Annotated in this window: 13 protein-coding genes; 5 read left to right on the plus strand and 8 right to left on the minus strand. The window is 48.9% G+C overall.

The genetic code is table 11. The features are described 5' to 3' along the window. The first annotated feature begins 74 nt into the window (after nt 1-74). Nucleotides 75-1,043: an alpha/beta fold hydrolase gene (locus H7F15_RS04960; protein ID WP_185195840.1), complete on the plus strand. Its 969-nt coding sequence runs from the start codon at nt 75-77 to the stop codon at nt 1,041-1,043. Between the two features lie 16 nt (nt 1,044-1,059). Here H7F15_RS04960 and H7F15_RS04965 read toward each other — a convergent pair whose 3' ends face one another. From H7F15_RS04965 to H7F15_RS04975, 3 genes are all read right to left on the minus strand, one after another. Then, nucleotides 1,060-2,202: a DEAD/DEAH box helicase gene (locus H7F15_RS04965; RefSeq protein ID WP_185195841.1), complete on the minus strand. Its 1,143-nt coding sequence runs from the start codon at nt 2,200-2,202 to the stop codon at nt 1,060-1,062. 124 nt (nt 2,203-2,326) lie between these two features. After that, on the minus strand, nt 2,327-4,789 hold the full coding sequence (locus tag H7F15_RS04970; RefSeq protein ID WP_185195842.1) for a DUF5686 and carboxypeptidase-like regulatory domain-containing protein: 2,463 nt from the start codon (nt 4,787-4,789) through the stop codon (nt 2,327-2,329). A gap of 431 nt (nt 4,790-5,220) precedes the next feature. Next, the gene (locus tag H7F15_RS04975) at nt 5,221-6,093 is read right to left on the minus strand and encodes an SDR family oxidoreductase (RefSeq protein WP_185195843.1); all 873 of its coding nucleotides are present in this window, start codon (nt 6,091-6,093) and stop codon (nt 5,221-5,223) included. A gap of 125 nt (nt 6,094-6,218) precedes the next feature. On the opposite strand from H7F15_RS04975, the gene H7F15_RS04980 reads away from it, so the two are divergent. Continuing rightward, nucleotides 6,219-6,623: a nuclease A inhibitor family protein gene (locus H7F15_RS04980; protein ID WP_185195844.1), complete on the plus strand. Its 405-nt coding sequence runs from the start codon at nt 6,219-6,221 to the stop codon at nt 6,621-6,623. A 57-nt stretch (nt 6,624-6,680) separates the two neighbouring features. On the opposite strand, the gene H7F15_RS04985 is transcribed toward H7F15_RS04980, so the two are convergent. Next, nucleotides 6,681-7,568 carry a DNA/RNA non-specific endonuclease gene (locus tag H7F15_RS04985; RefSeq protein WP_185195845.1) on the minus strand — a complete coding sequence of 296 codons (888 nt, stop codon included), beginning with the start codon at nt 7,566-7,568 and terminating at the stop codon, nt 6,681-6,683. Nucleotides 7,569-7,863: 295 nt separating this feature from the next. After that, nucleotides 7,864-9,318, minus strand: coding sequence for an NAD(P)/FAD-dependent oxidoreductase (locus tag H7F15_RS04990; protein ID WP_185195846.1), 1,455 nt, complete (start codon nt 9,316-9,318; stop codon nt 7,864-7,866). A gap of 73 nt (nt 9,319-9,391) precedes the next feature. Between H7F15_RS04990 and H7F15_RS04995 the strand changes: the two genes are divergently transcribed. The 3 genes from H7F15_RS04995 (at nt 9,392) to H7F15_RS05005 (ending at nt 12,065) form a co-directional block, all read left to right on the plus strand. Then, nucleotides 9,392-10,219 carry an SDR family oxidoreductase gene (locus H7F15_RS04995; RefSeq protein WP_185195847.1) on the plus strand — a complete coding sequence of 276 codons (828 nt, stop codon included), beginning with the start codon at nt 9,392-9,394 and terminating at the stop codon, nt 10,217-10,219. An 86-nt stretch (nt 10,220-10,305) separates the two neighbouring features. After that, the gene (locus H7F15_RS05000) at nt 10,306-11,562 is read left to right on the plus strand and encodes an NAD(P)/FAD-dependent oxidoreductase (RefSeq protein WP_185195848.1); all 1,257 of its coding nucleotides are present in this window, start codon (nt 10,306-10,308) and stop codon (nt 11,560-11,562) included. Between the two features lie 47 nt (nt 11,563-11,609). Continuing rightward, a complete protein-coding gene (locus tag H7F15_RS05005) occupies nt 11,610-12,065 on the plus strand; it encodes a PA2169 family four-helix-bundle protein (protein ID WP_185195849.1) in 456 nt (151 codons plus the stop codon). Between the two features lie 116 nt (nt 12,066-12,181). Here H7F15_RS05005 and H7F15_RS05010 read toward each other — a convergent pair whose 3' ends face one another. The 3 genes from H7F15_RS05010 to H7F15_RS05020 all read right to left on the minus strand — a co-directional run bounded on the left by H7F15_RS05010 (nt 12,182) and on the right by H7F15_RS05020 (nt 15,528). Continuing rightward, nucleotides 12,182-12,673 (minus strand): hypothetical protein, encoded by a 492-nt coding sequence (locus H7F15_RS05010; protein ID WP_185195850.1) that lies wholly within the window; start codon nt 12,671-12,673, stop codon nt 12,182-12,184. A 114-nt stretch (nt 12,674-12,787) separates the two neighbouring features. Continuing rightward, nucleotides 12,788-13,201 (minus strand): hypothetical protein, encoded by a 414-nt coding sequence (locus H7F15_RS05015; protein ID WP_185195851.1) that lies wholly within the window; start codon nt 13,199-13,201, stop codon nt 12,788-12,790. 488 nt (nt 13,202-13,689) lie between these two features. Further along, the gene (locus H7F15_RS05020; RefSeq protein WP_185195852.1) at nt 13,690-15,528 is read right to left on the minus strand and encodes a DEAD/DEAH box helicase; all 1,839 of its coding nucleotides are present in this window, start codon (nt 15,526-15,528) and stop codon (nt 13,690-13,692) included. Nucleotides 15,529-15,771: the final 243 nt, after the last annotated feature.

A 15,771-nucleotide genomic window follows, 5' to 3' on the forward strand; every position in this document is an offset into this window, starting at 1 on the left:
TTTCAACCTGTTTGGTATACACATCGGCATTACCTATACTTTTGCCACTTTGGCAACTATAAAACCTACAAACTATGAAATATTGCTACAGCATCCTGTTCCTTTTTTTACTCCTGGCCTGCACAAAACCGCAAAGCCAAAGCATAGCACCAGCTACCAACCAGGAACTGCAGGATGGCGAGCGCTACATTACACTAAACGGTATCAGGCACTGGGTTAAAATTGCCGGCAGCGAGCACAACACTACCCCGCTTGTAATTGTGCATGGCGGGCCGGGCGGCAACAACTATACCTTTGAGCGCACAGCTGGTCCGGGGCTCGAAAAAGCTGCAACGATAGTTTATTACGAGCAGCGTGGCTGCGGCCGCAGCGAAGCCCCTGCGGACCCGAACGACTACACACTTCCTGTGCTCATCAGTGACCTGGATGCGTTAAGAGACTCGCTTGGCGTACCGAAAATATCTTTGCTGGGTTATTCCTTTGGAGCAGAACTATCGCTGCGGTATGCGCTGGCTCACCCCGATCGTGTCGAGAAACTTATCCTGTCCTCTCCTGCCGAACTTTCGCCGGCCAATATGCTGGTTCAGATACAGGGATTCTATGCTATCGGGGACAGTACGCTTAAAACCGGTATAGAACAAATACTGCAGGACACCACACCGCTGGAAACAAAATATGGAAAGGTCTGGGGGCTGGCATCGTCTGCTATAGTTGATAAATTCCTTTTCCTGAACCAGGATAAAGCACAGCTGAACAGGCAACTATGGCAGGAAAGCAAACTCAAAAACACAGGTCTGATGGCAAAAGTCTACCTGCAAAACAACAAAGCCGACCTGATACCAAGCGCAACTGGCTTACAAACGCCAACCCTTATCATCAGTGGTGTTTACGACAAAAACGGCGGGCTGCATACAGGGCTATCGCTGAAGCAAGTGTTGCCAAACAGTACCCTGAAACTCTACGAAAACAGCGCCCATTTCCCGGATATAGAAGAGACGAGCCGCTTTGCTACCGATGTAAAAGCGTTCATCAGCAGCAGGTAAACTATAGTTTGGCACGTTATGCACCGTGCAGATCAAGGTCGTCGGTCTGAACTATAGTTACCTGTTTTCCCATTTTTTTCTGGATGATCTTGAAATGATGCGCATCTTCGGGGGTGATCAGCGAGATGGCTTTGCCGGATGCCTCTGCCCTGCCGGTGCGGCCAATGCGGTGCACGTAATCCTTGGGAGAACGCGGTAGTTCATAGTTTATCACGTAAGGCAGAAATTTGATATCAATGCCGCGCGAAGCCAGGTCGGTGGCGACCAGCACCCGTATTTTGCCGGCTTTAAACTGTTTCAGCACTTCGGTGCGGGCGCCCTGGCTTTTGTCGCCGTGCAAGGCAGCGGCCTCAATTCCATTCTTTTTCAGCTTACCTACAATGTTATCTGCCGTCCGGATTGAGGATGCAAAAACAAGCACCTGCTCCATGTTTTCCCGCCTGATGAGGTAGCGCAACAGCGGGCCTTTCTTTTCAGCAGAAACCTGGTAGGCTACCTGGTCAATCAGTTCCGGCACACTGGCCTCTGCCTCTACTTCTATGGTTACCGGGTTATGCAGCTGCGTTGCAACTATAGTTTGTATGTCGCCACCCAGGGTAGCTGAGAAGAGCAGGTTCTGGCGCCTGGCTGGCAGCAGCGAAAAGACACGGTCCATCTCCTCCTTAAAGCCCAGGTTCAGCATCTTGTCGGCTTCGTCCAGTACCAGCACCTCTACTTCCGAAAGCTTTACCGCATTATGGTCTACCAGGTCCAGAAGGCGGCCGGGCGTGGCTACCAGCACAGCTGTTCCGCTTAGTTTCATCATCTGCGGATTGATAGAGACGCCACCATACACGGCCATCGTCTTTATCTTATGCGGAAGATGAATGCTCAGGTTGTAAAATGTCTCCTCGACCTGCATTGCCAGTTCGCGCGTGGGTACCAGTACCAGCACTTTTACAGATCGGTTAGTGGCAACTGGTTGCTTCAGAAGCTTCTCGAGAATGGGTAAGGCAAAGGCAGCCGTTTTACCAGAGCCGGTCTGTGCAATTCCCAGCACATCGCGCCCCTTCAGTATTGCCGGTATGGCCTGTTGTTGTACCGGATACGGCGAACTATAGCCCAGTGCCTGTATACCTTTAAGAAGAGACGAAGAAAGACCAAACGAAGAAAACGACATGCCGAAAACTATAGATGAAAGAATACCTGCAAAGATACAGCGTTAAACTTACAGTTTCCCAAAACTATAGTTCTACTAAACGGTAGCGGCTACTTAAACTCCCAAACTCTTAAACTATAGTTAACTATAGCTTGAAGTGTACCGAAGCCTTGATGCCGAATTTATCAGTGTCAGCGTCGCTCAGGTGGGTTAGGCGATGCACAAAATGGATGCGCAAAAACTTAAAGATGTTATCTACGCCATAGCCCAGTTCTACATACGGTGTGTTTCCTAAGGTTTTAAAAGACTCCTGCGGGGTACCGTTCAGGCCGGTTGGCGGAATCAGGGCCAGGTTTTTATGGCTTACAGAACCGTATAGTACGTCGCCGGCAGCAAACAGGCGCCACTTTAACCTGCGCACCAATGGCAGGCTGTTCAGGAACAAGCCCTCAAAATGCTGCTCATACGAAAGAGAGGCATAGGTATCGCTTGCAAACTCAAACGACTTCATTAAACTATAGGTGCTCTTGGAGTAAAAGAGTGTCTCGTTGCCCAGGTGCACTTCCAGCAAAGGATATGGCACTTCAGAAAGAATACGACCCGCCTGCAGCTCGTAAATGGCTGTGCCCAACGCGCCGGTACGCACTTTCTGGCGTATGCCGGCATCAAACCGCTGGTACCCTACCGAAGAGTTGAGCACATTATCCAGCCCCAGTGTGTAGCGCAACGAGATAACAGGCCACTTGCCTTTGCCAAGGCTTACACGGTCGTTGCCGTTCTCCACAAACACTTCTTTCCGGGCTATCTGCAGGGCATAACTTACCGCCGAGGTCGTAAAGGAGCCCGCTACTTCCCCGGTTTTAGGGTCGAGGTAAGCAAAATCGAACTGCGGGTTATAGATGCGGTTACTGAACGTGATGCGCTGCGTCACTCCCCTGAACAATTCTGACTGGTAATAAGCGCTGGCTTCCTTCAGCATCACCGGTTTTTCCAGCTTACCGAACCGCGACGAGGCCATGAACAATTTGGTAGCGACTAGTTTGTCAGCGATCAGGCCGATCTGCTGCAGATCTTCTTCGTAGGACACTCCTACCTCGCTCCAGCGCTCCCGGTTCAGGATATAACGTAACTGGGTGTTGTACTTCAGTTTTTCGTCTTTGGTGCCATAAGCTGCAAAGCCACTCAGTTCCCACCTGTTACTGAAGTTGATGTTGGTTTTAGCGCCCAGTTGCAGGCGGTGGCCTTCAATGTTATTATAAGCATAGGCATAAGGCAGCGGCCCGATGCTGATCTTGCCCAGTTTTTTGTAGCCGCCTACCAGTATGGTCATCAGTTCGGTATAGCGCTTTATCTGCGGGGTATTGTTAAGCGAGTCGATGCGGGCGTACACCAGTTGGTCAGATGTGCTCAGGCTGTCGTGGCGGTGGTTCTGCCAGAAATCAAGCTCTTTGCTCTGGGCTTTGCTGGCGTACTCGGTTGGTTTATCAAAAAAAGCAGCCTGGTACGGCTCCGTAACCCGGACATCCTTATTAGAGACCACAATACGCGCCAGGATATTGGGCAGTGCCTTGCTGAGCTTGGCTACATGCATGGTCATTTCGGTGCGAACAGGCAGCCAGGGGCCTGCTATAGTTGGCGCCAGCTCCTGCGTCAGGCTGATGCCTTCCACATAGTTAATGTTGGCACCGCGGCCTACTTCCACATCAATTTTACGCAAAGCGTAGGTATCAGCCGAGATCCAGATATAGCCTTTAAACGCCAGGTCCTGGGGCCGTTTGGGGGCTACTTTCAGTTTATAACACCAGCTCTCGCCTACAAACAGGCTGTCTTCCAGGTCATACTCATAGTATAGTTTCCAGCTATCAGCAATAGGACTTACAAAGCTCTTGTTCAGTATAGTTAGCCAGTTCTGGTAAAAGTTATAGTTGCGGTATGATACGCCCAGCAGTTCCGAAAAAATATCGCTGTCCTGCAGCCCCACGCCCGCTACCTTGCTTGCCTTTACAACTTCTTTGGTGCGCTCCGGATCACGGTTATAGTAAAAATCGGACAGCGACTCCGACATAAAGAACGGGTATACTTTTTTGCCTTTCCGGTTGGTGGCTGTGCTGTCGGTAAGCACCTGTACTTCGGTTGCTTTCTTTTTACCAGGCAGGTTCTCTACGCTCAGCTGCATAATGCTGTAGGCTTCGTACTGGTATGCGGCCAGGAGGCGTTTATCATTCTGCTCTTTGCGGGCCATTACCCGGCGCATAATTTTAAACGCAGGGTTCTCACCCGGCCTCACAACAACTTCCTGCAAACTATAGGCATTCGGCTCCAGGTTAAAATCTATCGATTGACGGGCTACGCCGGCCTTTATAGCTTTGCTCTGCATTTTGTAACCCATAAACGAAACCGTAACAGAATCGGCAGGTTTGGTGAGTTTCAGGCTATAGTGGCCGTGGTCGTTGGTGGGAGTTCCGGTGCCGGTATTTTTAATAAAAACGCTTACAAAAGGCAGGGCTTCGCCGGTAACTGCATCCTTTACTTTGCCTGTAATAAGTTGCTGGGCCTGCAACGGCAGGCAACATAATAGAAATAAAAAGAGGGTTATAAGTTTGCTCACAGTCTCGGAATGAAACTACAAAATAGTATAATTATATAACTATAACACAATATAAAGCTTAAAAAATTTAGAAATGCACTCCTCTGCCGTTACATGCTGAAAGAATGGAACAACTCAGCTAATGCCTGCAGGTGAAGGATATTAATATGACTGCGGTTAAACTATAGTTCTGTGCATATTACAGCAGTTAGCTATAGTTGACTAAGCGCATACGTGCAGATGGGAAGATAAAAGCTATAGTTGCCGGGAGATAACACGTACTGCTAAAGTCAGGTGAAACTATAGTTTACAGTCTAAGGCTATAGAATGTATTACAGCTATAGTTTAGCTGTACGCTGCAACTTTAAAAGTCCTCTAAAACAACGATGCAGGTAACTCCAAAGCGCTTAGCTCCGGAACTACCTGCATCATCAAAATTTAAAATGGAATGCTTACTGTCCTTTGCCGCGCATCTGTTTTTCCATGGCATCCCACATTTCCTGCGGAATCATATCAAAGGCATTAAACTCGCCGGCACCGTACAGCCATTCTCCCCCATCAATCGTTACTACTTCGCCATTCACAAACGAGGCATAATCCGACACCAGGTATGCCGCCAGGTTTGCCAGTTCCTGGTGCTCGCCAAAGCGGCCAACCGGAATTCGTTTTACCGGGTCCAGCTTATCAGCCAGTTGTTTCGGGAACAGGCGTGTCCAAGCTCCTTCTGTCGGGAACGGGCCGGGTGCAATGGCGTTGGAACGGATGCCATACTTGGCCCACTCCGATGCCAGTGAGCGCGTCATGGCCAGTACGCCGGCTTTGGCACAGGCCGATGGCACCACGTAGCCGGAACCGGTCCAGGCATACGTCGTGACAATATTCAGGATCGTGGCTGGTTGTTTCTGCTTTATCCAGTGCTTACCCAGCGCCAGCGTACAGTTATAGCTCCCCTTCAGCACAATGTCGGTAATCACATCAAAAGCTTTGTGGCTGAGGCGCTCGGTAGGGCTTACAAAGTTGCCGGCGGCATTGTTTACCAGCACATCTACCCTGCCAAACTTATCCAGTGTGGCCTGCAGCATGGCTTCAATCTCGTTGTACTTGCGCACGTCGCAGGCAACAGGCAGCACCTGCCCGCCGGTTTCCTGCATCAGCTCCTGCGCCGTTTTCTCCAGCACATCCAGTTTGCGGCTGCAGATCACGATGTTCGCGCCCAGCTCCAGAAAATATTTTACCATCGAGCGGCCCAGCCCTGTACCGCCACCCGTAACTATAATTGTTTTGCCTTGCAGGGCACCCTCTTTCAGCATTGGTTCTGCCTTCATACTTTTTTCTGTTTAAAGTGAGATCAGCTTCGTATAATAGCTGCAACGGAGCCATTTGCTAAATATAAGCAAGCGTTTCGGTAAATACCCAAAAACTATGATCTATAAAATAAGATGACCTGCCCATGAACCAGGAACAGTTAGAACAGGAATTGAAACCATTTTACGACGGACTGATGATGCGGAGCGAAACCGACAGCCCGTTTGAGTTCTATTACTTCGAAAACACACAGGGACTGCCCCTGAACGCCGACACCGTAGCCAAACTGACCGGGAAATCATCCGGAAGCGAAATAAAAACGGAACCGCTCGATTATTTTTTCCGGAACATGGTGCGCCTGTACCCCGAAGACAACGAGATGCGCAAACAGGAAGCGGAACGGTACAAACAGTTACAGGAGCGGCTGCAGGCATTATTGCGGCATGTGCAGGTGTATAAAGCCGACGAGATAAGCATAACGGCCTACCTGCTGGGCCAGCTCCCCAACGGCGACATTGCCGGCCTGCGTACGGTAGTAGTAGAAACCTGAAATGAAAACAGCCCGGTTATGCCGGGCTGTTTTACTTGTAACTGTATCGGGTTATAGTTATTGGGTTGGGCCGCTGTCAACACGCGCTTCAATTACGCTTTGTACCGAGCTTGATACATTGGAAAGCAGGTTGTAACCTGTTTTCGCTTCGATGGCATCAACGGTAGTGCGGTAAGTGCCCCAACTGCTGCTGATTGAGGTTGAGTTAGGTGTATCGATGGCGATAACTCGCGTGCTGGTAGTAACTCTTGACACATCGCCGGTACCAACCGGCAATACCACGATCACTTTCCAGATGCGGTTTGGTACTGTTACTTTACCACCTGCCAGGGTCTCCTTATAGCCGGCGCTGCCGGTACCACCTTTGCCGTACTGCCCCATGATAATGTACAGTTCATTACCCTGGTTTACCAGTGTGCGGCAATAGTTCTCCAGGTTCGCCCAGGTCTGCTGGTTGTTGGTAGGAGCCTGCGGAATCATGTTACTCATCAGGAAGGTAGCCGAGTTATCGGTAACGGTGAGCGTACGATCTGCAGATGGTGTGTTGTGACCACGATCGAAACCGCTGCCGGTGTAGTCAGAAGGTGTTACGCGGTAAAAGGCCGTTGGCAACGAGTTGTCGGCCCGGAAATCGTCCTGGCGCGGCGTGCTGCCCAGCCAGGCGGCGCTCAGGTGCCAGCTTACCCAGTTTGGCGTGCCCCGGTAACTGTTGTACGACATAGAGTACTGCGCCTTGTTAATAAGGTAATTAGAGTAACTGGTGCCGGCCCCGCTTGGGTTACCCATGGCCAGGTTACCGTCTTTGGTAGCTGTGGCGTTAGCTACCTTTGCAGCACCATCCAGCTCTCTAAGGCCGGTATCAGGTTGCACATTGTCCTTCGAACAGGACACCAGCATCAGGCCTGCGAATGCCAGATACAATACGCGGTGTAAAGATTTTTTCATGTAGTTTACTGTAGGGTTGATTAATACTATAAAGATGGTAGGAATTGTAGAAAAGAAAGCTATCCCCAATATTAATTTTCTGTTATATAGTGGAAATATCTTGCTTTAATACCAGGTCCTGACCTTTAAACACCATATAGTATACCACACTGTAAATCAGGCCACAATCACTGTTGCAACATCAACATAAACATTACACATCAGTGTTACAACAGAGAGTCGACTCTCCTTTACTCCGATACAAAAGTAGTACACAAACTATAACTATAGAGAGATTACCGGGTTGCCAGCAACATCAGAAATGGTCGTGCCATAGTTTATCAGCAGCAATGATACCGCTCAGGCAAACGCCTACAATTCCCTGGCCCGGGTACACTGTATCGCCGCACAGGTAAGCGCCTTTGTGGTCCAGGCGGGCGTCTTTCATTTGCCAGGGTTTAATATGCTTGTACTGTGGGTAGCCACCTACTGCCCCGTAAGCTCTTTTGGTCCAGAACTGCCAGGCCCCCGGCGTTGCCGATTGGTGACTGACGATATCCTGCGGCAACACGAGTTCCGCTTTTGCCAGGGCAGCAACTATGGCCTGCTCTATTTCTTCTTTTTGATGAATGTAGGTATGCGCAGGGTCGGGTATGTGGGTGCTGATACTGGCAACCTGCTCTCCTTCGGGTGCCCTGCTGTAGTCTGCATCATGACTGAAGCTGATGAAAATGCTTTTGCTGTTTATGACCGGCAAGGCTTCGGGCAGGTGCAGTTGATGGTGCAGTACGGGGTGCGGTTGTTTCTTCAGCACCAGGCTCATGGTAAAGGCCCCGTTAAGCTGCGCTGATGGCAGGATGTATTTCTGAAGTCGGCTGCACACTTTATCATCGTTGTAAAGCGCTATGGTATTGTTTAAGGGGATGCCGCTAACTATAAACCTCGAACTATAGCTGCCTTTACTGGTAGTAACGTTATAGCCACTGGAAGTTGGTGTAATGCCTGTCACTTCCTGCCCATAGTGTATTGTGGCGCCATTGGTTTTGCAATAATCAACCACCGGCTGCACCAGGTTTAGCAGGCTGCCATCTACATAATAGTTGCTGTATAAGGTGTAGCACAGCGCGGTAGCTCCAAACAGTACGTTTACTTCGGGCATGTAACTTTGCGCTGTTATCAGCAACTGCTCATTCACAAAATCCACAAACAACTTATTTTCCAGCAGGTTATAGTTCCGCAACAGATCTTCCATGGTTTGAAAAGCAGTTGGGATTAAAGATAACTGCCCCGGCCGGATTGCCCTGGCTGCCTGCCACAGGTCGCTGGCTGTAGAGAACGGAAAACTGCGCTGCTGCAGCGATACGCGCCACACCTTCTGACTGATTCGGTAGCAATACTCCCAGAACTCCCGCTGCCTATAGTTGCCAAATACCCGTTCTGCTTCTGCAATCCACTGCTCCAGGTTCTGGTAGCGGGTAACTATAGTTCCGGTGGGTAAATGCACCTGCATGGGCACTTCCAGTTTGCGCAAACCGGGCAGTTGTATGCCGGTCTCATTCAGCAGATAACGAAGCGGCATGTGCTCGTCTAACCCAACCAGTGTGGTGGCACCTGTCTCGAACCGGTAGCCTTTACGCTTATAAGATGTGGCACTGCCGCCCGGGTATTTGGCCTGCTCCAGTATGCCCACCTTTAATCCGCGCTTGCTTAACAGAGCGGCAGCCGTAAGCGAACCGAAACCGGAACCAATAAGAAGAACATCGTAGTGCATTTGCGTGTAACTTTGCCTGCCGGTTAGAGTAACAGAAGGCCGGTTATTTTGTTATGGCTGTAAATGATCACACATGCACGAAAAAGCAGATATCAGTATTATAGGTTGTGGCTGGCTGGGCCTACCCCTGGCAGAAACGCTGGTGAATTTCGGGAAGCGCGTAAAAGGCTCTACCACCTCTCCTGCCAAGCTCGACCTCCTGGCACAAAAAGGAATTACCCCTTACCTCATCAACCTGCAGGAGGAAACAACAGACGAAGCTGCCTTGGCCGACTTGCTGGAAACCGATGTACTAGTGATAAATATTCCGCCACGGTTGCGGGCGGATGGCGGCGAATCCTATCTGAACCAACTGCAGCGACTCCGCAAGGCCATGCTGGACTCGCCGGTCAAAAAAGTGCTGTTTGCCTCGTCTACCTCGGTGTACAACGACCTGAACCAGATCGTGACAGAACAGGACAGCCAGTTTACCAAACCAACCGACCCCGGCTATAGTTTGCTGCAGGCTGAACAGCTGTTTCAGGAGCGCGAAGAGTGGCTGACAACCATTGTACGCTTTGCCGGACTGGCCGACGATGACCGCAGTCCGGGCCGTTTTCTGGCTGGCAAAACAGACGTACCTAATGGCGATGGTCCGGTCAACCTCATCCACCGCACCGACTGCATCATGATCCTGAAGCGCATTATTGAACAGGAAAAATGGGGCGAAGTGTACAACGCCTGCTCGGATATGCACCCCATGCGCCGGGACTTTTACCCTGCCGCAGCACTGGCCTTAGGCCTGCAACCGCCTGTTTTCAAAGAGATGGAGGAAACACGTTTCAAGATCATCAGCAATCAGAAACTGAAAGATGACCTGCCTTACGTTTTCCAGTACCCCGACCCTATGGGCTTCTTTTAGTATCTTTGTGTTTGATTGCCGGTTGTTAATTGCTGATTGCCAAGATCTCTTCACAACCAAAAACAATCAACAATAAACAACCAACAATGACTTATAAAATAGTGGTAATAGGCGGCGGGGCGGCTGGTTTTTTTGGAGCAACTACCTGTGCAGAGGCAAATCCGGACGCAGAAGTGGTGCTACTGGAGAAAACGAATAAACTGCTGGCAAAAGTGCTGGTTTCGGGCGGCGGACGCTGCAATGTAACACACCACTGTTTTTTGCCCGGGCCACTTTCGCAGCACTACCCGCGCGGTGCAAAACCATTAAAAGAAGCCTTTAAAACCTTCGGGGCCCGGGAAACGGTAACCTGGTTTGAGGAACGTGGCGTAAAACTGAAGACCGAAGCCGATGGCCGCATCTTTCCGGTTACTGATAGCTCCCAAACGATAGCCGACTGCCTGTTGCAGCAGGCCCGAAAAGCCGGCGTAACTATAAAAACCGGTACAGGAGTTACCCGCATTCAGCCACCGGATCATACTACAGACAAATTTATAGTTTACCTGAACAATGGCTCCGAACTGAAAGCCGATAAAGTATTGGTTAGCACCGGTGGCAACCCCAAAAGTACGGGCTACGACTGGTTGCGCGAACTGGGCCACCCTATTCAGGAGCCTGTTCCCTCGCTGTTCACGTTCAATGTGCCCGGTAACCCGCTGAAAGAGCTGATGGGTGTTTCGGTGCCGCATGCCAAAGTGCGCATTGCCGGCCAGAAACTGGAATACGAAGGTCCGCTGCTGATCACGCACTGGGGGTATAGTGGTCCGGCCGTACTTAAATTATCTGCCTGGGGAGCCCGCATTTTCCATGACCAGAACTATAGTTTCACGGCCCTCATTAACTGGATACCAACCTATACCGAAGAAAGCTTACGGGCAGAACTGCAGCACTACAGACAGGCACATCCTAAAAAATTGGTAGCTACCAACCCGCTTTTCGGTTTGCCGCAGCGCCTCTGGAAAGCGCTGGCAACTATAGCTGAGATTACTCTGGAAACAAAATGGGCCGAACTGCCGGGCAAAAATACTAATAAGTTACTGGAGGCGCTGCTGCGTATGGAGGTGCGGGTAAATGGCAAAACCACATTTAAAGAAGAATTTGTAACCTGCGGCGGTATTGACCTGCAACAGGTAAACATGAAAACATTGGAGAGCCGCCTGCACCCGGGGCTGCACTTTGCCGGCGAAGTGCTGGATATAGATGGCATTACCGGTGGCTTCAATTTCCAGGCCGCCTGGACAACGGGCTACCTGGCCGGCAAGGCCATGGCCGCTGAAACTATTTTGTACCATAGCAACATTTAGTTACCAATATGAGTAATACCGCATATAGTAACTAAACCTTTAAAACTATGGAAATTAACAAGGAAGTATTATCTACTGTACACCACCTGATCGAAAGATGCAAAGATGGTGCTAAAGGATATAAAACTGCAGCACAGGATGTAGAAGATCGCGACCTGAAAGACCTGTTCATGAAATACGCCGTACAGCGCGACAGCATGATCACTGAGTTACAGGGCGAACTGCACAAAATGGGCCACACCGACGACGAATCGAGCTCCCTGGAAGGCACTGTGCACCGCATCTGGATCGACATTAAATCGGCTATAAGCTCTAAAGACAGAAAACGTATACTGGAAGAATGCGAACGCGGCGAAGATTACGCTGTAAAAGCATTTGAAGAGGCCCGCGCCGCCAACCTGCCCGGCAACCTGAAGCAGATCGTGGAGCAGCAATACATGGACGTAAAAAATGCCCACGACCATATCCGTGCCTTACGCGATAAAGCCAGAAGCGAAGCCTAAGCCGGTAACTATAGTTTAAACTATAAAAGGAGCTGCAAGGCTCCTTTTTTTGTGGTAACGTCTTGTACAGAATGTGGGGAGGCGTAGCCGAACCTGAATTATGCACCTTGTTAGGTTTAGGGCGTTTTTGTCCGTCCCTTTCGTTTTATTTCTTTCAATTCTTCTCTGATTGGCACAAACTCATGTTCATAACATGGCTGTTTTGTTGTAAAGAGCCCTTTTTCAAATGCTGCCAAGTGCAGTTCAGACAGCTTTTTAAATCGCTTCTTTCGAAGTCTGTCAATTCTTCTTGCGGACATAAAGTCATAACTACCATGATACATTAAAATTATGTCAAGCTGGTTACATTGTTCGGGCATTTGAATAGTTTTCCACTCCATACCAAGCCAGCTAATCAATAGTTTATCTATTGTATGAGGAATTTCTATTTCGAATTTTCCTTCTTTATTTGTTGTTCCAAGTACTACAGTATCTAAGCTCTGAATCCTAACTTCTGGAAGAGCTTCCAAGTTTTCGCTTATCACTCTCCCAGTGATAGTTCTTGTCTGTCCGTAAACCTTCACGCACACAACAAGTGAGAGCATTAAGAAGCATATTGTTAATTTCATCACTTATGTGAGGGTGCAAGTTTTATACTTTGGCTTTAACCTAACGGTTAGTATAAACAGCGTGCTATGCCGTCGGCCGTGGCATGGTGTTTATGCAGTGTTGTAGGGCGTTTTTTATTTTACTTCTGGTATTCTTAATTGAAGAAAATTCTCTTTTATAATTTCAGTTTGAGAAATTTTAATTGTCTGTTCTTCTCTTCCATCAGCTTTCCAGTTTGTCATTGTACTAACAGTAAACTCTTTGCAATTATCCATTCCTGGTGGGACAAACGCTTTTTTAAAGTCAGTCCATATTGTTACATCCAGTTTTTCCAGTTTAGCCAAGTCGCAATCATGTTTTTCAAAGTGGTCAGGTAGCCAATCAATATAGTCATTCATTAGTTGTACGCTTTCCTTTGAAATCGCTTCTTGCGGCTCAATAGTCTTATTTAAAAAGTCAAAGGTTGCTTTTGTCTCTTTTCCTGCTTTATGTAAGTCGATAAGTACATTGACAGCAAGTCTTCCGCTTTTCATAAAGTCGATGCTCATGAAAGAGTGGGCAAAATTGTGAATAGCGGATTTATAATTTCTGAACTTCATATTTTAAATGCCCTACAACTATGGTATAACAGGAGTACCTACTCCTGTTATCTGCACTATGAATGGTGTTGTGAATGCTAAACCTACTATAGCGCAATACGAATATAAGAAATTGGGAGAGAAAAGAAATTGGAAAGGCAAACTATAGAAAGGCATAAAAACAATAAGGGAAACATCCGTCTGATGTTTTCCCTTATCATATCTAACTGCGTAAACAGTTAGTTAATCTTCCAACCTTTTTATGATACTCCTTTTACGCCGGTGCTGGCAGCAAGGTTATAGTTTGCCACAAAAAATCTGAAAAAATTTTACAACCAGCTATAAAACAAATAAGCCGACGTTTCAAGTCGGCTTATTCTAACAGTTAATGAAGTTTTTTAAGCTTCTAAAGCTGTATGGTTATTTATACGCCTCTTAAAGGCGAAGGTTGCTATAGTTTAGAATCTTTTTCTGCGGAAGCCACGGTTCTCGCCACCACGGTCTCTGTCGCGGTCGCCACCAAAACGGCTACCTCCGCGGTCTCCGCCTCTGTCGCGGTCACCACCGAATCTGCTACCGCCACGATCACCTCGGTCACGGTCTCTGTCGCCACCACGCGGGCCACCGAAACGGCTGCCACCACGGTCGCCTCTGTCGCGGTCGCCGCCACCAAAGCGACTTCTGCCACCACGTTCTTCTCCTTCTTTAGAGCCTTTTTTATCAGACTTCTCAACCACAACCATGCGGCCATCCACTTCAATGCGGCCTACTTTCTCCAGAATATTGGCTGTGTACTCCGTAGGCACTTCCACAAAGCTGAACTTGTCGTACAGGTCGATGTCCCCAACTTTTGAGGCCGGTATATCGGCATTGGATGCCAGCAGGTCGATCAGGTCTTTCGGGTGAACGCGGTCTTTCTTACCAATGGTAATGAACAGGCGGTCATATCCTTCTTTTGATAAACCGAGGCCTTTTTCAGCTTCTTTGCCGGCTTCTTTTACCTTCGCCTCTTTCAGGCTCATTTTTAGTAACGCAGCAGCAACTTCCAGCGAAGTATAGTCTTCGTTTATCAGTTTTTCGATAGTGGTGATGTGCTTGGTCAGGTTGCCTTTCTCCAGCACTTCGCGCACTTTTTCCAGGAACATGTTGGTGCGCAGCTCATTCACGTCTTCGTAGGTAGGTACCTGCTGCAGCACAATATTCGCTTTGGTATAGCGCATAATGTCTTTCAGCTTGTACATATCCGAGCGGCCCGATACAAACGAGAACGCCTTACCTGATTTACCGGCACGACCAGTACGGCCAATGCGGTGCACGTAAGCTTCTTCGTCCTGCGGAAGGTCGTAGTTAAACACTGCTTCCACGTTCTCCACGTCGATACCGCGGGCGGCTACGTCGGTTGCTACCAGTACTTCCAGCTGCCCGTTACGGAACTTGCCCATCACATTGGAGCGCTGGTTCTGGTTCAGGTCACCGTGCAGGCCATCGGCAAAATAACCACGGCTTTGCAGGTTGGTTACCAGTTCATCCACCATACGCTTGGTATTGCAGAAGATCACCACCGACTTCATGTTATACATATCCAGCACGCGCGAAAGTACTTCCTGCTTCATGCTGTTTCGTACCTCAAAGTACACCTGGTCTATGTTGGTAACGGTAAGCTCTTTGTGCACCACCTTCACAATCACCGGATCGTTCTGGTAACGCTTGGTCAGCTCCATGATCGGCTTCGACATAGTGGCCGAGAAGAAAATGGTCTGGCGCTCTTCCGGCATGTGGCTCAGCACAAACTCGATGTCTTCGCGGAAGCCCATGTCCAGCATTTCGTCTGCTTCGTCCAGAATGATCTTTTTGATCTTATCCAGCTTAAGCGTACCGCGCTCGATGTGGTCCATCACACGGCCCGGCGTACCGATCACGATCTGAACACCCTGCTTAAGGGCGCGCAGCTGGCGGTCGTAGGACTGGCCACCGTAAATGGGCACGATGCTGATGTTTGGCTTATACTTGATCAGTTTCTGGATCTCGCCGGCTACCTGGATAGCCAGTTCGCGGGTTGGGCAAAGTATAAGTGCCTGAACGCTTTTATCGCGCTCGTCTATGCTTTCTATAGTTGGAATACCGAAGGCAGCTGTTTTACCGGTTCCGGTCTGTGCCTGGCCAATGATGTCGCGGCCTTCTAAAACTACGGGAATTGCTTCGGTCTGAATGGGAGAGGCTTCTTCGAAGCCCATGTCGGCAATAGCTTTTTGAACCTCCGGCGAAAGCGGAAGCTCATCAAATCTGATTTTGTTCATCTTTTAGTTTACTGTTTATATCCTTACTCTGGATGCAGCCTGGATTTTACTAATCCCTATACGCGTCGAAAACTAAAATAAACCAGGTGAGCCTATCAAAATATAGAAGCCGTGCCAGTTAAACAGTAAATCAGACTGATTCCAAAAACGGCTGCAAAGGTACGATTTTTAATCGGGAAAAACTAACACCCGCTCCTTTTGGGCCCGCCAACACAAACCCTTAAATATACAAACATTAATATT

It is taken from the genome of Pontibacter sp. Tf4 (assembly GCF_014212495.1).
Classification (GTDB): domain Bacteria; phylum Bacteroidota; class Bacteroidia; order Cytophagales; family Hymenobacteraceae; genus Pontibacter.